Source organism: Halarcobacter ebronensis, assembly GCF_013201825.1.
GTDB classification, from domain to species: Bacteria; Campylobacterota; Campylobacteria; order Campylobacterales; family Arcobacteraceae; genus Halarcobacter; species Halarcobacter ebronensis.
Genome location: NZ_CP053836.1, coordinates 990,684 through 1,014,057, shown reverse-complemented (window position 1 = coordinate 1,014,057; position 23,374 = coordinate 990,684). Strand labels below are relative to the sequence as shown.

17 protein-coding genes are annotated in these 23,374 nt (G+C 27.5%); all 17 read right to left on the bottom strand.

Annotated features, from left to right (window positions below):
* Window positions 1-5 precede the first annotated feature (5 nt).
* Window positions 6-2,603: a T6SS phospholipase effector Tle1-like catalytic domain-containing protein gene (locus tag AEBR_RS04995; RefSeq protein ID WP_129088442.1), complete on the bottom strand. Its 2,598-nt coding sequence runs from the start codon at window positions 2,601-2,603 to the stop codon at window positions 6-8.
* A complete protein-coding gene (locus AEBR_RS04990) occupies window positions 2,596-3,765 on the bottom strand; it encodes a tetratricopeptide repeat protein (protein ID WP_129088441.1) in 1,170 nt (389 codons plus the stop codon). Before AEBR_RS04990 ends, AEBR_RS04995 begins: the two co-directional genes overlap by 8 nt.
* Window positions 3,758-4,855 carry an SEL1-like repeat protein gene (locus AEBR_RS04985; RefSeq protein WP_129088440.1) on the bottom strand — a complete coding sequence of 366 codons (1,098 nt, stop codon included), beginning with the start codon at window positions 4,853-4,855 and terminating at the stop codon, window positions 3,758-3,760. The genes AEBR_RS04990 and AEBR_RS04985 overlap by 8 nt, the downstream gene beginning before the upstream one ends.
* A gap of 40 nt (window positions 4,856-4,895) precedes the next feature.
* Entirely contained in the window at window positions 4,896-7,787 is a 2,892-nt protein-coding gene (locus AEBR_RS04980; protein ID WP_172658851.1) for a type VI secretion system Vgr family protein, read from the bottom strand.
* 121 nt (window positions 7,788-7,908) lie between these two features.
* Window positions 7,909-8,433, bottom strand: a complete 525-nt coding sequence (locus AEBR_RS04975) for an Hcp family type VI secretion system effector (protein ID WP_129088126.1) — start codon at window positions 8,431-8,433, stop codon at window positions 7,909-7,911.
* A 98-nt stretch (window positions 8,434-8,531) separates the two neighbouring features.
* Entirely contained in the window at window positions 8,532-9,386 is an 855-nt protein-coding gene (locus AEBR_RS04970; protein WP_129088127.1) for a serine/threonine-protein kinase, read from the bottom strand.
* Window positions 9,386-10,060: a PP2C family protein-serine/threonine phosphatase gene (locus AEBR_RS04965; RefSeq protein ID WP_128981806.1), complete on the bottom strand. Its 675-nt coding sequence runs from the start codon at window positions 10,058-10,060 to the stop codon at window positions 9,386-9,388. The genes AEBR_RS04970 and AEBR_RS04965 overlap by 1 nt, the downstream gene beginning before the upstream one ends.
* On the bottom strand, window positions 10,060-13,539 hold the full coding sequence (gene tssM, locus AEBR_RS04960) for a type VI secretion system membrane subunit TssM (protein ID WP_129088128.1): 3,480 nt from the start codon (window positions 13,537-13,539) through the stop codon (window positions 10,060-10,062). Before tssM ends, AEBR_RS04965 begins: the two co-directional genes overlap by 1 nt.
* Window positions 13,540-14,400, bottom strand: coding sequence for a type IVB secretion system protein IcmH/DotU (gene icmH, locus AEBR_RS04955; protein WP_129088129.1), 861 nt, complete (start codon window positions 14,398-14,400; stop codon window positions 13,540-13,542).
* Window positions 14,401-14,412: 12 nt separating this feature from the next.
* Entirely contained in the window at window positions 14,413-15,741 is a 1,329-nt protein-coding gene (tssK, locus tag AEBR_RS04950; RefSeq protein WP_129088130.1) for a type VI secretion system baseplate subunit TssK, read from the bottom strand.
* The gene (gene tssJ / locus AEBR_RS04945) at window positions 15,741-16,193 is read right to left on the bottom strand and encodes a type VI secretion system lipoprotein TssJ (RefSeq protein WP_129088131.1); all 453 of its coding nucleotides are present in this window, start codon (window positions 16,191-16,193) and stop codon (window positions 15,741-15,743) included. Before tssJ ends, tssK begins: the two co-directional genes overlap by 1 nt.
* A 10-nt stretch (window positions 16,194-16,203) precedes the next feature.
* Window positions 16,204-17,481 carry a type VI secretion system-associated FHA domain protein TagH gene (gene tagH, locus AEBR_RS04940; protein ID WP_129088132.1) on the bottom strand — a complete coding sequence of 426 codons (1,278 nt, stop codon included), beginning with the start codon at window positions 17,479-17,481 and terminating at the stop codon, window positions 16,204-16,206.
* Window positions 17,482-17,616 (bottom strand): hypothetical protein, encoded by a 135-nt coding sequence (locus AEBR_RS15550; RefSeq protein WP_267284949.1) that lies wholly within the window; start codon window positions 17,614-17,616, stop codon window positions 17,482-17,484.
* Between the two features lie 12 nt (window positions 17,617-17,628).
* Complete coding sequence (gene tssH / locus AEBR_RS04935; protein WP_129088133.1) at window positions 17,629-20,181, bottom strand: type VI secretion system ATPase TssH; 2,553 nt, start codon at window positions 20,179-20,181, stop codon at window positions 17,629-17,631.
* 10 nt (window positions 20,182-20,191) lie between these two features.
* Complete coding sequence (tssG, locus tag AEBR_RS04930) at window positions 20,192-21,163, bottom strand: type VI secretion system baseplate subunit TssG (RefSeq protein ID WP_129088134.1); 972 nt, start codon at window positions 21,161-21,163, stop codon at window positions 20,192-20,194.
* Window positions 21,164-21,181: 18 nt separating this feature from the next.
* Window positions 21,182-22,960 carry a type VI secretion system baseplate subunit TssF gene (gene tssF, locus AEBR_RS04925; RefSeq protein ID WP_129088135.1) on the bottom strand — a complete coding sequence of 593 codons (1,779 nt, stop codon included), beginning with the start codon at window positions 22,958-22,960 and terminating at the stop codon, window positions 21,182-21,184.
* The gene (gene tssE, locus AEBR_RS04920) at window positions 22,950-23,372 is read right to left on the bottom strand and encodes a type VI secretion system baseplate subunit TssE (RefSeq protein ID WP_129088136.1); all 423 of its coding nucleotides are present in this window, start codon (window positions 23,370-23,372) and stop codon (window positions 22,950-22,952) included. The genes tssF and tssE overlap by 11 nt, the downstream gene beginning before the upstream one ends.
* Between the last annotated feature and the right edge of the window lie 2 nt (window positions 23,373-23,374).

Sequence of the window (23,374 nt, the reverse complement as noted above, 5' to 3'; positions counted from 1 at the left end):
TTTCCCTAAACCCTTGTAAACTTTGAACCAGATGCAGTATAAATTACTCTTCTGCCATAAAAATCACTATTTTCTTTCTCTTCATTTGAAGCTCTATTTACAAAACTATCATTTTTTGAAGAGTGATGAAGATAATCATCTTTTAATTTTTGATATAGATCTTTTTTATAGATTTTTAGCTCCTTATTCTCTTCTAAAGCCGTGGATGCCTCTATTAGAGTATCACTATCAGAAAATCTATATGAAGATAGATCTCCTAAAGGGACTCTTTCAAAAGGGTTAATATCTTTTTTGTCCACTAACTTTTCAGTTACATCTTGATAGATAGCACGATTGTGCATTAGCCTTAAAGCCACATACTCATATTTATTTGAAACTTTTGCTTTATGCATATAAACATATATAATATATTGTGAACTATTTGGTAAGAATCTTGAAATATAATAGAAACCATCTTTTTCTAAATTTTCAAAATCTTTTTTTCTATTTATTGTTGATATAGTAAAATTATCAGAATTTAACCAACTATATTTTTTATTCCAAGCTATTATTTTACTTTTTAATTCAGTAGGAATTTCTGAACTTTTTGATAACTGTTTAGCTATAAAAATAGTTTCATTTGAGATATTGTACCCACCTCCAATATCTGCATGGGCTCCTGGAATATAGTACTCTTCAAATTTGTAACCACCTTTGCATAACTTTTTATCCTGTTTCCTAAAACTTTTATTTATAGTAGGGAAAATAGAATAAGCATCAAAATTAAATCTATATTCATCATCTGCCATTAGATGAACAACCTGCCCTACTTTTTTATCATTTCCATCTTTATAAAAGTCTAAATTTAAATCTTTAGAATCATCATCTTGAGTTAAGCCATAGTGTGAAACTGTATCGTATAATCCAACAAACCTAAAAGAGATAGAATCAATTCTTATTTTCTCTTTTTTATAATATGGATTTGAAACTCTTTTTTTACCTAATTGTCCCTCTTTTACATCAGTTCTAAATGGATTAAAAAAAAGTTTTTCAGCAATATTTACATAACCATTCTCCCCAAAAAAAGGATAAAAAATATCTTTATCTCCTTTCATAGAGATTGTGTACTCTCTTCTTGAAGGTTTGATAATATCAGCCTCTTTTAAAATAGAGCATACAAAATGTCTTGCTGTAGCAGCTCCTCTACTAAAACCAAATACATCAAAAACTAGTTCATCTATCCGTTTTATTGAAGCTGCTTGAAGCTGTTCTATAATTTTTATACAACTATAAATAATATGAGCTTTTATCCCTGTCTCTCCAATAGCTAAGCCTAAGCCCCATACAGAGTCTCCTTCATAATCTTTTTCTACAAAAGGATTATAAGTACCTGAGCCACTTTCATACAGTTTAAATCTAGTTGTTGCAGCCACATCAATACTATTTTTTACATCATCTGCATCATAGACTTTATAAAGTCGAGAGATATTTGATTCTCCATTTACATAACTACTTCCTTCATCATCATCTACAAGTATTTTTTCTCTTACAAAATTAGCAATATCTTTTTCTTCTATTTTTTTAGAAGAGTCTTTTATATCAACTAAGAAATCAAAAACCTTTTTTGCATGATTTGCTTTTGTACTTTTTAGAATATCTTTTTCATCTAAAGATAGATTGGATTTATCATCAAAATATCTTATAGGTTTCTCTGCTTTATCCATTTGAGAAAGAAGTAAAATAATTACCTCATTTGAAATCTTTGGGTTAGGAGTTGAAAGAATATATTCTTCAATTTTTTTATGTTGATCATCTGGTTTTCCCCTTGCACCAAGTTCATCAATATTAGATTTATTATCTTGTATATATTTGACAGGTTTTTTTAAAAACTCATTAAAATTTCTATAAAAATCAATATTATAGATATTATTATTTGTACCATCAAAAAAAACTCCATACTCTACTATAAGCTCTGGCATAAAAGAAGCTATTACTCTATCTTCATAATATGTAAGTTCTAATTCTTGTTTATTTGAACCCTTAACTAAATTATAAACATAAGGCATAGAGATTATAATATAAGCTTGTTCATCATCTTCTAATCCATCTTGTTTATCTTTTTCATATGATAGTAATCTTTGTGAGCTATCAAAAGTAAATACTAAAGAGGTGGTACTAATATCCTCTTTTTTCTCTTTTAAATCTTCTTCTAACTTTTTATTATAGGCATTTGCATATTCATCAGCTTTTAATACTGTGCCATAAGATTTTGTTGAAAACAGGGATATCGTAGATAAAAAAACTAATTTTTTATCTACTTCCTGTTCACCTCTATCTTTTAGTTGATTAAAAGTTAGACTTTTACCATCTTTTATACTCTCTTGTTTTACTGCTCTTATTAGATATTTTTGATAATTCTCTTTTACTTTTTTTAAAATTTTTTCTTTATCTTTTTTATCTGCAATTAAATCTTTTGATTCTAAATTAGAAATTATCATATAAGCAATTCTAACTTTTCTATCCTCTTTTAATGCACCCTCATCCACTCTGGAACAATACTCATTTAGATGTAATCCATCATTTTCTTTAAAGTAGGCTCTTCCTATTGTAATATCATTACTCATAAGGTACTCCTAACTCTTTTAACTTATTTATTGATTTTTGATATCCAAGCTTTGCAGCTTTTTTATACCAAGATATTGCAGTATCTTTATCTTTATATACGTAATTATAAATATAAGCTAAATTATTAGCAGCTTTTCCACTTCCTAAAGAATAGGCTTTTGTATACCATTTAATTGCATTTTCATAATCTTTTAAATCTATTTGATATGTATATCCTATATCAGATGCACACTCAATACAGTTTAATTCTTCAAAACCTTTTTTATACCATTTAATTGCATTTTCATAATTTCTAAACTTTTCTGCATAAATAAGCCCTAACCTTGTTACAGACTCCTTACTTCCTAGTTCAAAACCTTTTTTATACCATTTTATTGCATTATCATAATCTTTTAAATCTTCTTCATACAAAGTTCCAAGTCCCCAAACAGAATCAATATTCCCCATCTCAATAGCTTTCAAAAAGTATACTTCTGCTTTTTGAAAATCTAGATGACTTTTTTCAATCATATAAAATAATGCTAAATTATCATAACCTTTTGAATTTCCAAGTTTTCCTACCTCTTCAAAAGTTTCTATTGCTTTATCATATTTTTTTTGCTTTCTATAGATATGTCCAATTGCAAGCAAAGAGAAAGTATCCCCTTTTTCAAAAGATTTTTCATACCATTTTATCGCTTCTTTAAAATTAAATCTTTTATCATATATTACACCTAGATTATGAGCAGCTTTACCATGACCTTTATTTGCAGCTATCGTATAGTATTCAATAGCTTTTTCTTTATCATTTAAAAAACTAGAATATAAGCTACCAAGTTGAGCATAAGATTCAATACTTCCTTTATCTTTTCCTTTATTAAAATACTCTTCTGCTTTATCATAATCTTTTGCCCTCATATAATAAAGACCTATACAGTTATAGCCTTGGATTTCACCATCTTTTATTAGTTGGTTATATGTGTCTAAATCTTGTGTAGTATAAGTATCTTTATTACACTTTTCTATATTGTAAGAACTTGTTTTCAGTTCTATATTCTTTTCATCTGCATAAGCAGTAAATAGAAATACGCTTAGTGTTAGGAAGAGAATTTTTAGAGTTTGTTTCACTATGCTATCCTTAACTTTAAAGTAGGCTCTTCCTATTGTAATATCATTACTCATAAGGTACTCCTAACTCTTTTAACTTATTTATTGATTTTTGATATCCAAGCTTTGCAGCTTTTTTATACCAAGATATTGCAGTATCTTTATCTTTATATACGTAATTATAAATATAAGCTAAATTATTAGCAGCTTTTCCACTTCCTAAAGAATAGGCTTTTGTATACCATTTAATTGCATTTTCATAATCTTTCAAATCTATTTGATATGTATATCCTATATCAGAACCACATTCAATACAACCAAGTTCTTCGAAACCTTTTTTATACCATTTAATAGCTTTTTTATAATCTTTAAACTTTTCTGCATAAATTAGACCTAACCTTGTTACAGACTCCTTACTCCCTAGTTCAAAACCTTTTTTATACCAAACTATTGCATTGGGATAATCTTTTAAATCTTCTTCATACAAAGTTCCAAGTCCCCAAACAGAATCAATATTTCCAATTTCTATTGCTTTTAAATAATATTCTTTTGACTTTATTAGATTCTTAATACTTTGTTCTCTTCTATAAATTATTGCTAAACTATGATAAGCTTCACTTTCTCCCAACTCACCAGCTTTCTTAAAAATCTTAATAGCTTCATCAAAGTTTTTTTGCTTTCTATAGATATGTCCAATTGCAAGCAAAGAGAAAGTATCCCCTTTTTCAAAAGATTTTTCATACCATTTTATCGCTTCTTTAAAATTAAATCTTTTATCATATATTACACCTAGATTATGAGCAGCTTTACCATGACCTTTATTTGCAGCTATCGTATAGTATTCAATAGCTTTTTCTTTATCATTTAAAAAACTAGAATATAAGCTACCAAGTTGAGCATAAGATTCAATACTTCCTTTATCTTTTCCTTTATTAAAATACTCTTCTGCTTTATCATAATCTTTTGCCCTCATATAATAAAGACCTATACAGTTATAGCCTTGGATTTCACCATCTTTTATTAGTTGGTTATATGTGTCTAAATCTTGTGTAGTATAAGTATCTTTATTACATTGTAAAATAGGATAATTCTCTTTTTTTATCTCATTCGCACTTATTATATTTATTAAAATTAATAGTATAAATACTGTTTTTATTCTTTGCAAAGTAAGTCCTTCATATATTTCTTTATATTATATATAAATATTATTTAGTATTATTTTTAACTTCTTGTTCTTTATTCTCATCATAATATAATCTACCTCTTGCAGCATCTTCAGGTTTCCCATCAATATAAGCTGTAAAGTTTATCTCATGCACTTTTTCTTCTTTTAGATTATGAGTTATCTCTTTTTTACCATTGTATTTAGATTCTTCTCTTCCCTCAACTGTCCATCTAATCTGAGCTAACTCATCTTCTCTTGGTTCTTTAATATTTAGTATTGCTTCACATTTTCCCTCTTCATTTGAAGGATAAGAGCCTCTTATATCATCAACTTCAAGATATCTTTTTAGCTCACTTTTTGTGTAACCTTCCTTTTCACTATTTACTACATAACAATGACCATGTCCCCATTTATAGATGTTATCTTCTTGCACATTTACTGTCATAGTTAGACCATTTATTGTTATATTATCATCTGTTGGATTATCTGTGATAATATCCCTATCACTTTCATTATTGTTTTTTATAAAGTACCATTGCAGTTGAGAAAGTTGTGTTTCATTTAAATCTGTTGTTTCAGCCCAAGCATCATTTTGATATTTTTCTACTCTTGCTGTAAAAGTTAAAACATCAGTTATATCTGCTTGTTTTGCTATATCTACATCTAATGATATAACTCTTATTTTTTCATATAAAGGTTTTTTAATTAGTGGTTTAGATACATCTTGCGCATTAACGCCACCATTACTTGAAGTTGTATCTATATTTGAAGATTTTAAGTGTATTCCACCTTGATTTACAGTCAATACATTTCCTCCACATCTAAGGGTTACTCCTGTTTCTCCTATTAGTTCAATAATCTCTGCATTTAGTTTTATATTGTTGCTTTTAAGGTGATAATTGTTTTGTACATCAAGTCTAAAATCTTTTCCAACTTGGGTAAAAAGATTTTCAAGATACTTCTTTTTTACATCTTTTTCCACATACTCTATTGAAGTTCCTTTTATCCTTGTTATCATGTCATTTTCAATAATAGTTTTCATATCATTTTTCACAATTGTGTTTAAGTCTTTATTTGCAAATATCTCATAATCCTCTTGAACAGTTGTAATCTTCTCTTTCTCTACTGTATTTATCTGATTCTCTTTTATATTCTGGGTATAATCTTTATTTACTGTTAATGTAGAATTAGCTTCTACTGTCTCCTCTTTATCATTATCAATAATAGTCTTAGAGTTATTCTGTATATGTTTGAATTCATCATTTAATACTAAGGTATTCATATCCTTTTGTGCTCGTAAAGATAGATTCTCATCTCCCCTTTTATCTTCAAAGGCTATTTCGTTATATCCTTCTTTATCTTCATATTGTGGAATAGAATATGTCTTTATAAAGCTCTTTGTTTTCTCTTTTGGCAGATTATAGGGATTTTTATTCTCTCCATTATGCAAGGTTCCTATTATGATTGGCAGATCTGGGTCTCCATTTATAAAACTTACTATCACTTCTGAGTTTACCCTTGGCAAAAACTGAGATCCAAAGTTTGTTCCTGAGTAAAAGTTTGACAATCTTAGGTAACAAGAAGAGGTTTGATTTGTCTCAAAGTGGAACAGTACTTTTATTCTTCCTTGTTCATCTACATCTATTGTATTTACGAAATCTTTTGTATTTGATTCTCCATTTGACACTCTTGCTGTTAGAATTCCTGGAATTCTTGGTTTAGTTATTGTATATGGTGGTTTATATATTATATCTTTTGGTATTGCTTTAAAGCTTATCTCATATTGAAGTTGATGTTTTACTATATCATTTATACTCTGTTTATATTCATCCAAGGCATTTGGAAAAAACCCTTCATATTTTACTTCTAATATTATTGAGTCTATCTTTTTATTTGCTTTCTCATCTTCTAGGGCTATACACAAAGAATCTTGTATATTAAGCTCTTGGGAAGTTCCATCTATCTCATTTGATTTTACATATTCTCTTTGAGACTCTATTTTATTGTATCTTGTAAGATCTTTAAAGAGTGATTCATCTAACAAGTTTAGTTTATCTCTTAGGTTCTGTTTTTTTATATCTACTCTTAATTGTCTTGTGCTTTCATTATCTTCTACACTAGAGCTCATTGTTGAGCCATTTGATATTTTATATTCTAAAGAGGGTTTATCTTTATCATAGAAATCTTCTATTCTATAAGAAGCTACAAATTTTTTACTATGATTAAAGCTACAAGTTGAAGAATAGGTTTTTACTGTTGCATGTTCATTTAATTCACAGATAGTTATTGTATATGGGTTATTTGAAGAGTAATCTATTATTAAGCTATATCCCTCCTCTTCACAAAGCATTTGTATAAATTTTAAATCACTTTGGTTATATTGGGTTACATACTCTCTTATTGGTGCTTTTATCAAATCTAATTTTACATCTATTTTTAGATTTAATATTTGTGCATATCTATTTATGATTTCACTTATTATATCACTTACTTTTTTCTCATGAAATATCTCATATCTATTATTTAATCCTAGATAATAAAGGGGGCTTACTATTTGTATTTCGTAGAGGTATTTCCTTGATACTACACTATCTTCTTTAGCTTTAAAGACTTTCCCATAGATTGTTTTTTTTATTAAAGGATTTACTTCATCTGTTAGTTTTAGTTCTACATCTGTATCTACTATATCTTCTACATTTATAAATTCATCACTTACAAACACTAGGTTAAACATATATGGATTATTTACACTACTATTCCCTTTTAATTTATAGACACTATAATTACCATCATACACACCTACTGTATCATTATTCTTATAATTTAGCAGATTTAATCTACAGCTTATATCTTGTCTTACTTCTCTTCTTAACTCTTTTAATGCTATGCTCTCTTCTATTCTCTCTTCTCTCTCTTTTAGTTTCTCTGACATAGTTATATTCTCTTCTTTTATGATATATTTACTATAAAACAATTATTTTTTTGATTTATTACTCTATACTAAATAAAAAAGAAGAGGCAATTAAAAACTGCCTCTTTAAAAGTGTGCTGAATTATGCACTTAATCCTACACCTATTCTCCAATCATCTTCACCAGAAGTACTTGCAGTTTCATGTCTCCAAGTAATTTTTCTATATGCAAAAGATACTCTTTCAAGAGGTGCAACTTGACTTTTATTTAAAGTTTCTTCATTATCCATAAAAGAATCGATATTTACGATTACTGCATCTTCCAATACTATACTAAAATAATGTTCTGGTTTTCCAGCATAACTTGTTCTATACCATTTCAATTCTACTTCAGTTAGCGTTTCTCCCTTAGTCAATGCATTGTATAAAAGAGGTGATGATTTATCAAATAGTTTTGATATTACAAATGGTTCATGTACTCTTTGCCCAGATGGTTGTCCAGATTGTGGATCTCTTGGAATACTAATGTTATGAGAGAAACCTTTAATTAGTGCTTCATCTTCATGACCTTTTTGATAAGAGTTACCTATTGACTCTGGTGTAAAAGTACCTTGCGTAATTAAACCTTGAGTACTACCTTTAATCGTAATAAAAATTGGGTTGTTCATTCTTCTTCCTTATAAAAAATTTGTAATGTATTTTACTTAATTAATAATTTAATTATAATTAAAATTATTATAAAAAATTAAATTTATTATCTTTTTTATTATATTTTATAATGTCTTTTTAAATATCTTTTTTCTGGAATAGCATTTAATGCATATTTAAACCATCTCTTTAATGAAAGTGGTACTTGTGACAAATCTCTCATTTTTATTGGATTTTCTAATAATTCTAAAGAGCTTTCTTTAAATAGTTGTTTGTTAGAATAAAGTTCATACATCACACAAGCAAAAGAGAAAATATCTGAATACATTGTTGGTTTAGATTCAATATCTTGTATTAATTCAGGTGCAGAATATTTAGGATTAAATGCTTTAACCTTTTTATATTCTAATGTAAAACTCTCTTCTTCAACACTTTGTGAAATTCCAAAATCAAATATTATAGGAGAATTTGCATCATTTAAAATTATATTTATTGGAGTTATATCTGCATGAATTATATTTTTACTGTGTACATATTTCAAAGTATTGTGCAAAGATTTAAATACTTGATTTTTTACAGAAAGGCTCATTCTTTCTAATGGTATTTCACTTAACAACATACCATTAATATACTCTAATACTAAGTATGGAATATCTGTTTTTCTATCAATTCCAAAATCTAATACTTTTACAATATTATCATGATTTAATCTTCTTAGAAAATTATACTCAGCATAAGTAAAAGCACAAATATCATCTTTTTTTAATAATTCATCAGATGGTATTTTTATTACAATATTTGAATCCTTGCCAAAATATTCACTATATATATCAATCCCTTTATAAATAGTACTTAATCCGCCTTTTGCTAACTCTTCAGCACAGAAATATCTTTTATTTAATACTCCTTTATTTTTTTTAATTTTCTCTTTTTTCTTTATACTATTTTTAGTTATCTCTTCTATTAAATTCATTATTTTCCAATTAAAACTGCAGTTATATTGTCATCTGCGACTGAAGATAAAACATTAAATTTCAAAATATCAATACCCAAATTAAGTGGTTCTTTTTCCATTGATGATTTTATTGTTTGATTTGCTACATTATCATATAAACCATCACTACATAAAAGATATACATCTTCAGGATGTACTATAAATCTAGTTACTTCTATTTTTAAATCACCAGGAGCACTTAATGCTGAAGTTAATACTCTTCTATATCCATAAAAATCATCTATCTCTATTGCATGATCTTTTGTTACAGTACTTAATATATTGTTTCTTAGGTTATAACATCTAGTATCACCAGAATGAATACAAACTCCTTTATTCTCGTAAATATGAAGTAACATTAGAGTTGTTCCTATTTGAACATCATTCCCTAATTTATCCACTCTATTTTGAAGTAAAGTATGAATAATTTTTAACTGTTTACACATTAAAACAATTCTATCTTCAAAAGAACCTTTAAGCTCAAACTCTTCAAAAATATCAGTAACTAAATGACTTGCAAAATTACCTTCATCGTGACCACCCATTCCATCACATACAATCCATAAACCTTTTTCATCACAAGTATAAAAAGCATCTTCATTTACTTTTCTAACATGACCTGGATGTGTGAAATAAAAGCTTTTAAAAGACATTATAAATTCTCACTCAAATAAAATCTTGACAAAGAGTCATTCCCACCAAAGAAATCAACTGCTGAACCTTTAATAAAGAAAGAACCATCATATTCTCCCTTTTTATAAACTATTACAGCCTCATTACTTTTTGAAGAACTATAAGTAAAGTTATCAAGTAACTTAAATAAACTCCAGTCATTATCTATATACTCTTGGGTGACAAGTCCATTTGATAGATCATAAAGTTTAAACTTCACTACGCTATTTTGAGTTTTTGGTGGCCAATAAATTTTTTTACTTATTATTGGTCCATGCTCATAATAGATTGATTGATTGTCATAAAAAAGAAACATTGTTGCAAGATTTCCACTTAAATCCCTTGGTTTAAGTGATATATCAAAACCTAATGTACCACTGTTTTTAAAGAATACACTTCTAATTTTATATGCTCTTAGAACTCCTTGGAGTATGCTTTTATCAATATTCATCATACTACCATCTAAGTTTTTATTGCCATATTCATATGTATTTGAATTCACTGTTACAAAATTTGAAAGATAGTTATTATAAAAACTATCAATTACACCAGATTTTCTAAAGAAATCACTTAAATCATCTAACTTAACAAAGGTGTTAGTCTCTTTTTTATTAAAAGGGTATTTATTCTTTAATCTACTATCATAAAATGAATATACTTCATCTTTGTATTTTTTATTTATATAAGCTTTTGCATTTACTAAAAGATGATTCCAGTTACTTTGTAAAACAAAAGTAAACCATTTTTTTACATGAATTGGTAAAAAATTCAAAGGAACAACAATAGGTTGTAATTTTCCATCAATTCTCTCTTTAACAATTTTAAAAGAGTCAAAATCTGGAGTAATTGCCCCTTGAATTGATGTCATTAATTGGTAAGTATTACTAATTTTACTAATTGGATCTTTTAAAATACTACTTGCTTGGAATTCATCATCAAGTAGTACATTATAGGGTTTAAAAAATTCTCTAAGACTTTTTACACTAGTATTATCCATAATAGATATTGAACTATTCGCAATTTTATTTGCAGCAATTCTTGTCAACTGCCCAGAGGCAACTCTATTTACAACAGCATTTTTAACTTTATCATCAGATTTCATCTGAAGTTCCTCTTCAGGAGTATAAAGTTGAGTATTCTTTTTTAAAGCAGTAAGTATACTAATTATTGGTGAATCAGCAGAACTTAAAAGTGATAATTGATTGTTTAAATCAATTATGGAACTATACGTTTCAATTTTTAGTTCAGATAAGGCTTTATTCCAATAGTTTTTATAGTCATTAAAATAAAAAGAGAGAATTTTTTTATAATAATCTGAAATTTCTAATGTGGTAAAATCAGTTCTCTCCCCTAAAACCCAGTTATTTAATAGAACTTGAGAAGTTAAATCTTTACCTTCATTTATCATAATCTTATACCCTTTTTTTGTATAAAATCCAGGTATAACATAATTACTCCCACCGAATGAAGAGACATTGTTTCCTAGTACATTAGCAAAGATAAAATCATTTAAATTTTTTTGTGCAACTTGATTTTTTATCTCTTTATAGGCAAGTTGTTCTATCCCAAACTTGATTAATCTACTTCTTGCAAATTTTAATGTTTTTGTATCTATTTCATAAGAGTTAAAACCAAGACTTAAAAGATTTTGCCAATGATAGTTTAAATATTTTTGTATATCTGGCATATTTGCATATTTTTTATTTAAGTAAAAAGCAACATATTCTGATAAAAATTCTGCATCGATTCTATTAATTTGATTTAACATAATATAGGCTTTTGTATTATCCCATGTCTTATCAAAATCATTAATTTCAGCTTTTATATTACTTTTGATAAGAGCTGCAATTCTTGGAAGTAAAAGTTTAACCAAGTCAGTATGATAGAGTTGATTTAATTTTGCTTTTCTCTCATCAACTCTAAAAAATAGAATTTTCCAAAAATCACTTGAAGTATTACTATCATTATATTTCTTAATATCATTTAGTTTATTTATAGTCTCTAAAATCTCTACAAAATCATCACTTGGGACAATCTTCTCTTTTTTATCCAAATATATTTCATAATTTTTTTCAAGTTTAGTTAGTAAGTTATTATGATAAATAAAATCTTGTATAATAAAGATGCTAAAAAAAGTTATAAAAAGAAGAGTCACACCATATGTTATCCGCTGATCTCTCTTTATTTTCTTTTTGTAATTATCATCCATTTTAATTATTTCTGACTCTGGGAAAATAATATCATTAAGAAGTTTTTTAATAAAAAGCCCTTTTGTATTGCTTCTTGAATACTCTAAAGAGTTTTTAGGAATAAGTGCATATTCATTGGTTTTTCCAGGAACACTTGTAAAATATACTCCTCTTAATAAAAGTGGTTTTCTATATCTTGTTTGAGAAAAACACATCTCAATAAACAGATTTGCCTTCTCAAAAAAGTTTGAAAAATTTTCACAAAAAGAGAAGATTTTACCTCTATTTTTCTCTTCCCACTCATAATGAAGTTTTTCTAAAACAGAACTATTTAACCTCTTTATTAAATCTTCCAAAAGAGGTTTTATAACTGTTGAATCAATATTTCTATTTTCACTATCAAAAGTAATTCCTAATATTTCATTTTTTTCTTCTTCTGTAAGGGTTGAAAAATACTCATTAAACCCTTCAATCTTATCACTTTTTGTAAAAATCAAATAGATAGGAATACCTGAAGACATAAAAGCCTTTGATAACTCATCAAATCTATCTCTTAAATCTTTTGCATATTGTTCAAGCTCCAACTCTGATTTTTCTATTATTGTTTGGGCACTTATTGGAAGTATTATTCCATTGATTGGTCTTCTCCATCTCTTTTTTGTAAATATCCTTAAAAACTCTTTCCAAATTATTGGATCTTCAGGATTCTGTTTTTGTTCAATATAGTTTCCTGGCATATCAATAAATACTGAGTGTTCTGCAAAATACCATTGAAATGAGTTTGTATTTTTTTCTTCAACTACTTCATTATTACTATAATCAACATTTAAAGGGAAACTAAGCCCTGATGATTCCAAAAGTGTAGTTTTCCCTTCGTTACTATTACCAACAACTAAATACCAAGGAAGTTCATATTTTGCTTTTCTTTTACTTCTATATAAAGAAGACTTTTTTATAATCCCTATTGCTTCATAAAACTTGCTTCTTAAATCTTTTTTCTTTTCATTTATTACTTTTTTATACTCTCTTTCTAACTCAAGTTGCTCTTTTTTCTCTTTTATTGCATCTTGTGTCTCCTCCTTTTTAAAAAGAACAGCCAATAGTAGAATAATTATTGTTCCAAAAAATATGCAAAAAGCAACAAGAAGTCTAAAGTTTAAATCCTTGTATGATTCAAAGAGATACGGTGTTGCAAAAATTACAAATAGTGAAATAAGAAAGGCACTAAATAAAATCCAAAATGAGACCCTTTTAAAAATACTCTTTTTCATCTATTTCTTTCCTTCTAAAGTCTCAATTACAATTTTTTTATTATCAATGAAATTTAAAAAATCACTATTTTGTTCATTTAAAGCATAGGTAAAGATTGAATAAATCACTGAAACGAAAAGAAAAACACCTAAAAAAAGTAGACTATAGGGTACTTTATTAAAAAGTCTATATCTATCTTTTGATGGTTCTTGAATAGTATAAAAAGTAAAAGGATCTTTGCCTTGTACCATTTTTATTTGTCTAAAAAGACTCTCTTTTATATTACTTAATTCAACTTCTCCCCTACTTCTAACTCTATATTTCCCTTCAAAACCTAAAGCTAAACAGATATACATTAACTCTAAAATATGAATATATTTTGCAGAGGTCTTTAGAAATTTATCAAGAAGATGAAAAAAATTCTCGCCACCATAGGTTTCTCTATGAAAAATATTCAATAAACTATTACTTGACCAGCTATTTTGAGTTGTTGAATAATTAATATTCATCAACTCATCAACAAAAGTACATATAATATATCTAGTTACTAAAACTTCAGTATTTTCAATACCATATTTTAAAGCAGTCTCAGAGTAGTGATTTATTTTAGATATACAGTTTTCCCTTACTTCATCCATATCAATATTTTCCGATGGAAATTCACAAACCTCTAAAGCATAAGTAATAATGGGCGAAGCCGAACTAATAAAGGGATTAAAACTTATATCAAACTCATTAAATCTATTTTTTAAATTATTTCTCCTAAATGTACTTGTCTGCTTTTTAAAATTATCATGGGGAGTCATATCAACTCTACTAAAATTTGTTAAAGAGTTACTTCTGTTGTTTTCATTTGTTATTAAAATAGTTTTATTGCTCATTTTTTCTTCTTTCTAATTATCTTTTATTGCCCAGATTGAATAATCTACATTTGATAATTCCGAAGATAAATAGAATGCAAAACCAGTAGATTTTAATAATTCATCTTTATTCTCTTTTGTTAACTCAATACTAAAATATAGATGATTTACTTTAAAAGGTATCTCTTTGGGTGGAGTTGATAATGCTCTGATTTTAAATCCAACTAAATGGAAATTAACAAGCTTTTTTATTGTTTCAATTGTTCCTAATTTTAAACTATTAAGAAGTACTTCTTTAATTTTTTGAGCAGGAACATCAGCTGAAACAGAGAAAATAAATGTAGAATTTTTTATTAAATTTTTGTCTTTAATTAATGCAATATATATACCATATTTTCTTTTTTCAACAGGAAGAGATATACTATTTTGCTCTAATACCATTGAAAGCATTGATTTTATTTCATCAAAAACTCTAATAAAACTTGAATACTGTTCATTATGGTTATATACAATTTGAGCACTTAATCTTTTCTCTTTTTTCATAAAAACAGATAATTCGCCACTTAAAGTTATCAACTCTAAAAATAGAGAATCTGGATGAACTTTATCTTGAGTAAGAAAATAGTTCAATCTTGCCTCAGCTTTATTAAGCAATTGAAGCATTAAATAGTTGCCCAATTCAGTTGCCTGTAAAGTTGTATCACTTAAGGTATCTGCCAATCTTTCAGCTCTATAAGAGATCATACTTAAAAGCTCTTTCGTTTTTGAAACCAAACCTTCACAATTATTAAAATGTAAAAATGTAGCACTAAAATTTTCATCAAGAGAGACAACACCACTTGTTAAGACATTTCCAACTTTTAATATCTCCATTTTTATATAATTGTCATTTATTCCATCTTGAGTTACTAACTTAAAATTTTGTTGTGCAATAAGAATATCACTAATACTTGATTCCCCTGAATTTGTATTTGGCACATTATTAATAACCTTTGCACTGTATCTAGTTAGTAGATTTTTTTGTTCTTCAAAATGAACTTCATCACTATCTTGAATAAATGCAGGTAAAACTAAATATACAATTTTATTTGCATCATTTATTTTTATATCTAAACTCAACTGCTGATTTTTTGAGTTTATATCAAAAAGGGTACCATCTGGCAAAATTCCTGAAATACTTTTTATTGATATTTTCCCTGTATTTAATAGGTTTTCATCAATAGACAAGTTATACAAACCCCAACTATTTGGTTTTGACTGAATTGTTCTTGTCATTAGCTGATAATTAACATGTCTATCATTTTGTTGAAAATGTTGTGGTCTTAAAAATAACCCTTCTCTCCATACTACTCTATTTTGCATCATTCAACTCTTTCAATTGTAAATTTTTTTAATTTTAGTTCGCTATAGTTATAAGAATCCTCTTCTAAGTTTATTGCTTGTTTCCAATTTGTATTATTTTGAATATCTCTAAATTGTGCAACAACTCCTAAAAACCTACTATCTGCATCAAATCTTATTTTGTAAGTCTGTTTTTGATTTGGAGTAATAATATGTTTTGTTTGAGAAATCAGATCTCTACTTAGATTTTTCCCTGACTCTTCCATTAGTGTCCAATAATCATATTTTAAAAAGTTCTCCGCAGATTCAAGTTCATAAAAAGTAAGCATCAAAGGAGATGAAACATTGTTTATATCTGGATTCAAATCATTTGAAGACTCAACAACCAACTCTATATGTGTAGGTTTGGTTGAGCAAGCATTAAAACCTAAAATCACCAACACAATTACTATTAGATTTAATAAATTTTTCATTTTTTCCCTTTTATACTGATGTCAATTTTATTGTGTAACAAATATTGTTATACTCTTTGGAAAAATCTTTTGCTATAAAATTAATTCCAAAATCTTGACTCTCATTGATTTTTTTAAACATATTTACATAAGCATCCCACATCTGATATTTTTTAGGCATCAAACCATTTACTTCACCACTCTCTTCAAAATAGTGTTCTAAGCTTTTGGGTGAAAATTTAGTTGCTGCAATGTTTACTAAATTTTTACTTGAACGATGAAGTGCAATATTATGGATATTTAACTCATTGAAAGATTTTTTAATGGCTTCAGAGAGTTTTAGAGTATCTCTATCCAATCTCTCATTTAAAAGAGTAATAGCATATTGCCCCATTAATACTGGATTATCATCTTTTTTAGGTGCAACATTATCAATCATCAAATCTTTTTTTATTTTCTCTTTTATTCCAAGAGAATTTTTTAAGCCATCCAAAGAGTTAATTACAATTTTTGAAATCTCTTCAACCGTTGCTACTTGGTCTTCCATACTTAAAGTATGAATAGATAATCCAAGTTTTTTTTCTAATATCTCTATTAAACTATTTCCATTTAACTCATTTGGATTTTTAGTTGGAATAAAACTCTCTTCACTTTGACTAATAGTATTAAGCTTTGGAATATTTATGTGTTCATGAATTACTTGAGTTGATACTGAATTTCTATCATTTATACTACTTTCCAAAAAAGGTTCTTTTTCAAAATCATATAGCTCTTCAAACTCTTCACTCTCTTTTTCAAAAATATTTAAAACATTGTTAGTTTCATAGTTCTCTTCCTCTTGAACAATAAAAGAGTTATTCATAACTGTATTATCTTCAAGCAAAAAATCATCATCAGGGATTAAACTTGCAGATAATCTCATAGGGGAATTAACATTTGAGTGTTCTGTTTGTGATTTATAACTTATAATATCCTCATGTCCATAATCATTGTCAATAAATCTTGCTTGAATCTCATAATCGCCTATTATAAAGATATCAGTAGAGTTTATTTTGATAGCAATATCTTTAGGAAGTTTTTTATATGGAGATTTTAGATAAGTTCCATTTGTACTAATATCTTTTATAAAATAGATTCCATACTTATACTCTATTATGGCATGTTTGCTTGATATATGATTTTTGGTATCCACTAAATGAAAATCACACTCTTCATCTCTTCCTATAACGCCATCTGTCATATTAAAATGGAAATTTCTTTTATTTGGAAAATCTTTACCATTTTTTATAATGTCAAATATCAATTTCATCTATTTTGTTCTCTTTATATCTTCAATTTCAGGTTTTACTTGATATAAAGGTTTGTACTCATCTCTAAAACTTGTACAACCAGAAAAACTCATCATAATCATAGAAAAAACTATTAGCAACACTATTTTATTCATATATAATCCTTATTATTTATGTGTAATATAAATTTCACTATTATCATCCATTGAAACGATAAGTGAAGATAATTTATTATCATTTAAACTTGCATCTAATATATATTTTGATAGTTTTGGAGTAAGATTTGTGTTTATAATTAAATCTATATTTCTTGCTCCTGTATCAACACTATTACTTAAAGAGACAACATAATCTAAAAACTTCTCATCCAAAACAAGTTCTATCTCTTTTTTTTCAAGCTGTTTTTCTAAAATTTTCAATTTAAGTTTCGCAATCTCTTTTAAAGAATCATCTTTTAAATTAAGATATGCAATAGTATTCATTCTTCCTAGAAGTGCAGGTTTTAAATATGCCAAAAGTGTTGGTGTAATCTCTTTTGTAACCTCTTGCATTGTTATATCTTTATTATTTAACCAAAGCTGTGTTATTTGTTCTGTTGCAAGATTTGATGTCATTATAATAATTGTATTTTTAAAATCGATTACTCTTCCCTCTCCATCATTTGCCACTCCTTTATCAAATATCTGATAAAAAAGATTTAAAATATCTGGATGTGCTTTTTCAATCTCATCTAAAAGAATCACTGAATAAGGTTTTACTCTAACAGGATCTGTTAATTGCCCACCTTCTCCATATCCAACATAACCAGGAGGAGAACCAATAAGTCTTGAAATTGTATGTTTTTCCTGAAACTCTGTCATATTTATAGTTGTAATAAATCTCTCTCCACCATACATCAAATCTGCAATTGCTCTTGCCGTTTCAGTTTTTCCAACTCCGCTTGGACCAACTAATAAAAAAACACCTGCTGGAGAATTTTCATTTTTTAATCCTGAAATTGAAATTTGTAAAAAAGTATTTAGATAAGAGATTGCTTCATCTTGACCAATAATTCGCTCTTTCATCTTCTCTTCAAGCTGCATAACTGTTTTTATTTGTTCTTGAACCATACTTCCTAAAGGTATTCCTGTCCAAGAAGATATTACCTCAGCAATTTGCTCTTTTGTTACATGTTTATAGATATAACACCCCTCTTTTTGTAACTCTTTTAACTCTATATTTAGTTTTACTAAACTCTCTTTATCAACTGTTGCTTCAATTTTCTCCAAGAGCTCTTTTTGATTTTTCCAGTTCTCTTCAATTCTCTCTTTATTATCAAAAAGATCTTCTATCTCAGAGTCTAATTTCTCTATTTGTAAAGAGTAATCTTGAATAGATTTGTCACTATCTCTACTTAAATGAAGTTTTTCTCTCTCTTTTTCTAATATCTTTGTATTTATTTTTTGCAATTCATAGGGAATATTTGTTTTGCTAATTTTTACATTTGCACAAGCTGTATCTAAAACATCTATAGCTTTATCAGGAAGTTGTCTTCCTGTTATATATCTTGCAGATAAAATTGAGGCAGCTCTAATTGCTTCATCTTCAATATAAACATTATGAACCTCCTCATATTTATGGCAAAGCCCTCTTAAAATAGTTATTGCCTCTTCAACAGAAGGTTCTAATAAATTTATTTTCTGAAATCTTCTTGAAAGAGCTGGATCTTTTTCAAAGTATTTTCTATATTCCAGCCAAGTAGTTGCGGCAATTGTTCTTAACTCTCCTCTTGCTAATGCTGGTTTTAGAAGATTTGCTGCATCTGAACCACCTTCATTTCCCCCTGCTCCAATTAAAGTGTGGGCTTCATCAATAAAAAGAATTATAAATTGAGTACTTGATTGAATCTCTTTTATTACTGCTTGTAATCTTCTTTCAAACTCACCTTTTACACTAGCTCCTGCTTGCAATGCTCCTATATCCAAAGATAATATTTGAGCATTATATAAATAATCAGGTACCTCTTTTTGGATAATTTTTAGAGCAAGACCTTCCACAACAGCAGTTTTACCAACACCCGCTTCACCAACTAAAATTGGATTATTTTTTCTTCTTCTTAATAATATATCTATTGCTTGTTTTATCTCTGCATCTCTGCACAATACAGGATCAATTTTCCCCTCTTTTGCAAGAATAGTTAAATTTGTAGTATATTTTTCTAACTCTGAACCTTTTTCCAAAGCTTTTTTTGTTCCATTTTTTGATGAAGTTTTTTTTATTGCTTCACTATTTAAACCAATAATTAAACCTTTTACTTCTTCAAAATCAATATCTTTTAATAGTTTAAAATATGCAGTATTTGAATACTTTATTGCATTATCAAACAAAGATAAGATAAGAGAAGATTCTGTAATCTCAGTTAATTCCAAAGTAACTTTTGTTGTAAGATATGAATCCTCTAACCACTGAATAAGCAAAATTGAAAAGATTGGATTCCCACTTTCAGTATTAGACAATTTTAAACTTGATTGTACTGAATTAAATACCTCTTGAGGATCTATTTTATACTGTTCTAAAACTGCTCTAAAAACACTTAGCTCATTTTCTAACATACTATATAAAACATCTTCAATTATAATTTCATTTCCACCTCTTTGAACACATCTTTGAGCAGAATCCTCTAAATATCTTTTTGTATTTAAGTCCAAAGAATTAATCAAATCTTTTAGTTCTAACTTCATTTTTTACCTTTTATGCCATAATAATTTGTTCATCATCTCTTAAATCACCTATCCAACAATTTATTCCCAAATAGTTTTTTTCTCCTAAAATAAAAGAGACTTTTTCCTCTTTTTTTATATCTAGGCAAACCTCATGTTCAAACTGTTCATTTAATGAAAAAGTGAGGATTGATTTTATCTCTTCTAATTTTTTGCCTAAGATACTATAATCAATAATTTCATGGGACTTTATATTTTTAAGCAAAACCCTAAACTTGCTATTTTTACTTATAATTGATTCTCCAATTAAAAAATCACTTCCTAAAGTAATATTATTACTTCCTAAAGAGGATTGTTGCCACGATGGAATCTTATATTTTGCTGGAATACATTGAATAACTTCTATCTCATTATGTGACAAATAGTGCTTCAAAATAGATTTTATTGTTCCAGAAGATTTATGTTTCATACTAAGTATTCCAATAGCTGAAATCAACTTTTGAAGTTTTAGTTTTGAGTGTTCTTTATTTTGATTATGAAGACCTAAAAAAGACAGAGCATATTTTGAGAATCTATCGCTCAAATCTTTTTTATACTGTATATAGTATCTATGTTTTTCCCAAATTGGGTAGATAAATTTTTGTAAATGATGATTAAAAAGGTTTAGAAAATCATATAAAACCATATCTTCATCTAAACTATCTAATACCATCTCACTATAATGAGAAGGAAGAGGAGAAGAACTTCCAAAAATTCCTAAAAAATTTAAAGTAAGTTCTGCTTTTACAACACCTTCTTCTTCAATAAATCTAATTCTATCAATCTCTGATTTTTGAAAAGATAAGCTTGTATTAGATTTAAATACAATTTTTTCGTATAAAGCTTCAAAAGTGCTATTTGGATAAAATTTCTTCAAATATATGCAACTTATTCTAATAGCTTGTGGCAACATAACTTTTTTTATTGATTCGTTTAATTCTCTATTTATAATCTCTAACTGCATCTTTTTTATATCTCTTTATCAAATCAACTCTTGAGAACCTAATCTAGGTCTCCATACAAAAAGTTCTTCATTCAAAATATCTACACTTAATCTATGAAAAGAGTTTATATTGCTATATAAAGAGAAAAACTCATTTAATACCGAAGAGAAAAGATAAGCTTCTCCAATACATGAAAATTTGTGAGGATCTATTTTTAACTTTATGTGCATTCCTCTAATTGGCAATCCTTTATCTATCATCTCACAAGTTTCATATTCAATACTCTCTAAACCTTTTAACATCATTAATGTTTTTTCTCTTTGTTTAATATCATGGGCACCAAAAAAATCATAGGTTTCTAGGATTGCTCTTAATGTTTTTACATCACTTAGTGATAAATAATTTAAAGACATATTTGAAATAACTCTCCATAAAAAGTCTCCATCTAGTGGAGGCGGATAGCTAATTGTTGGAATTGTTATATTTTTAAAACTTACATTTGCAGAGTTTGACATTGCATTTAAAATAGAGATATCTCCTAAAAGTAAAGAGGAAGGAACATCTTTATTAGTACACAAAATTTTAACAGAAACTGTTGAATTTGTTTTATTTATATCCTCTTCATTTTCAAAAAGGTTTGAAAATCTTATATAAGTATTAGTTCTCTCTCCATCATTTGTAAGTTTTATTCTTGTTGAATAGTATCCATTATCATCATCTAGATGTTCAAAGGATTCAAAAGGTAAATAGTTTTTATATGTATGTTTTTTAGGAATCCAACCTCTTACTTGCAAAATAGAATAAACTTCACTATAGTTTTTGTCTAAATCTGCTGGCAAAACCAAAAATTCTGTAAAATCACTGTTTTTTCTAATTGGTACGGAATCCGTTTCAAAAATGTTTACTATAGGAGTACAGTAAAGCGAAAAATTCTCTTTTTTAGGTAGATTTGATTGCGCCATTTTTTTTGAAAAATTTATTTTTATTGTAAACTCTCTACTTTGAGACAATATTTCACTAGATAAAGAGCTTATTAGATTTAGATTTTTTATATCTACAAAAAGAAATCTATCTTTAAAACAGAAAAAGTCTTGTAATAGTAAATACCCATCAAAAACATTTGCTGATTGTGGAGTTAAAGGTTCATAGGAAGAACTAAACCCTACAGGGAAGATAGACTCTTTATTAAGAGGAAGTGTCTCAAGCAGATTTTTATCTGAATCTTTTATTTGGATTTCAATACTTTCAATATATCTTGTTAAAAATAGATATAAATCTTGTGCAATAAACTTAGAACCACTTAAATATATTCTTAAATCGTTAAAAACAATATCAAGTAGGCTTCCTGAAGTAGTTAAATTCATATTTAACTCTAAAATACTTCTTTTTCCATAAATATGATAATCGACATTTTTTAGATGAAATGGCATTACTACTGTATCATAGGTGGTTCTAAACTTACATTGTATTGCATCAGGTTTAACCTTACTCAATACTTCTGTTCCTTTATTAACTTTTGTATTTGTTGTTGACTCTTTAATAGGTTCAAACTGTATTATGCTAAAAGAGGGAATTGGCTTTGTATAATTTGACCATAACAATTCAACTAAAGTGTGAGCAACTTCAGGAAGCTCTTTATCAAGCTGTTGCTTCAATCTTCCTGTTAAAAAAGCAAAGCCTTCTAACAATCTTTCAACATCTGGATCTTGTCCCTCTTTTGAAAGAAAAGTTGATAAGCCTGGATTCTTTTTTGAAAAATTTGCACCATCATCTCTTAGGGCAATCAGCTCTTTTTTGTAATAATCATTAAATACCATCTTTGTATATCTTTACCTTACCATTTTTTAATAAATCAGCTTTAAAATCAACTCTTCTACTTTTGCCATTTATTACTAAATAACCTTCAATTAGAATATTCATTTGATTCATTGCTAATCTCTCTCGTGAAACTGCAACTCTTGTTTTATAAAGTCTTGGTTCATACATCTTAATACAACGCTCACAATAAAACTCTATTTTTTCTATAGACTCTTTCATACTCAAATTTATATTATTTAAATCAGGTCTACCATAATCAGTTGCAGTTTCACAGCTACCTGCATTTGTTGAAAATATTCTTGATAAATTGTTTGCGATGGAAGCGTATAACGCCTCCTCCTTTGTCTCATATTGAGCATAATCAAACTCTGAATTTAACCTCTCAAAAAGACTTCCTTTAAAAGGTTTCATTT

Bases quoted from the DNA above. Each gene is read 5' to 3' on its own strand.
- AEBR_RS04970 (WP_129088127.1), bottom strand. From the start codon at position 9,386: ATGAATTTAATAGAAGAGATAACTAAAAATAGTATAAAGAAAAAAGAG.
- tssG (WP_129088134.1), bottom strand. From the start codon at position 21,163: ATGCAGTTAGAGATTATAAATAGAGAATTAAACGAATCAATAAAAAAA.
- icmH (WP_129088129.1), bottom strand. From the start codon at position 14,400: ATGAGCAATAAAACTATTTTAATAACAAATGAAAACAACAGAAGTAAC.
- tssH (WP_129088133.1), bottom strand. From the start codon at position 20,181: ATGAAGTTAGAACTAAAAGATTTGATTAATTCTTTGGACTTAAATACA.
- tssM (WP_129088128.1), bottom strand. From the start codon at position 13,539: ATGAAAAAGAGTATTTTTAAAAGGGTCTCATTTTGGATTTTATTTAGT.
- AEBR_RS04965 (WP_128981806.1), bottom strand. From the start codon at position 10,060: ATGTCTTTTAAAAGCTTTTATTTCACACATCCAGGTCATGTTAGAAAA.
- AEBR_RS04995 (WP_129088442.1), bottom strand. From the start codon at position 2,603: ATGAGTAATGATATTACAATAGGAAGAGCCTACTTTAAAGAAAATGAT.
- AEBR_RS04980 (WP_172658851.1), bottom strand. From the start codon at position 7,787: ATGTCAGAGAAACTAAAAGAGAGAGAAGAGAGAATAGAAGAGAGCATA.
- tssF (WP_129088135.1), bottom strand. From the start codon at position 22,960: ATGGTATTTAATGATTATTACAAAAAAGAGCTGATTGCCCTAAGAGAT.
- tssE (WP_129088136.1), bottom strand. From the start codon at position 23,372: ATGAAACCTTTTAAAGGAAGTCTTTTTGAGAGGTTAAATTCAGAGTTT.
- AEBR_RS04990 (WP_129088441.1), bottom strand. From the start codon at position 3,765: ATGAGTAATGATATTACAATAGGAAGAGCCTACTTTAAAGTTAAGGAT.
- tagH (WP_129088132.1), bottom strand. From the start codon at position 17,481: ATGAAATTGATATTTGACATTATAAAAAATGGTAAAGATTTTCCAAAT.
- tssK (WP_129088130.1), bottom strand. From the start codon at position 15,741: ATGCAAAATAGAGTAGTATGGAGAGAAGGGTTATTTTTAAGACCACAA.
- tssJ (WP_129088131.1), bottom strand. From the start codon at position 16,193: ATGAAAAATTTATTAAATCTAATAGTAATTGTGTTGGTGATTTTAGGT.
- AEBR_RS15550 (WP_267284949.1), bottom strand. From the start codon at position 17,616: ATGAATAAAATAGTGTTGCTAATAGTTTTTTCTATGATTATGATGAGT.
- AEBR_RS04975 (WP_129088126.1), bottom strand. From the start codon at position 8,433: ATGAACAACCCAATTTTTATTACGATTAAAGGTAGTACTCAAGGTTTA.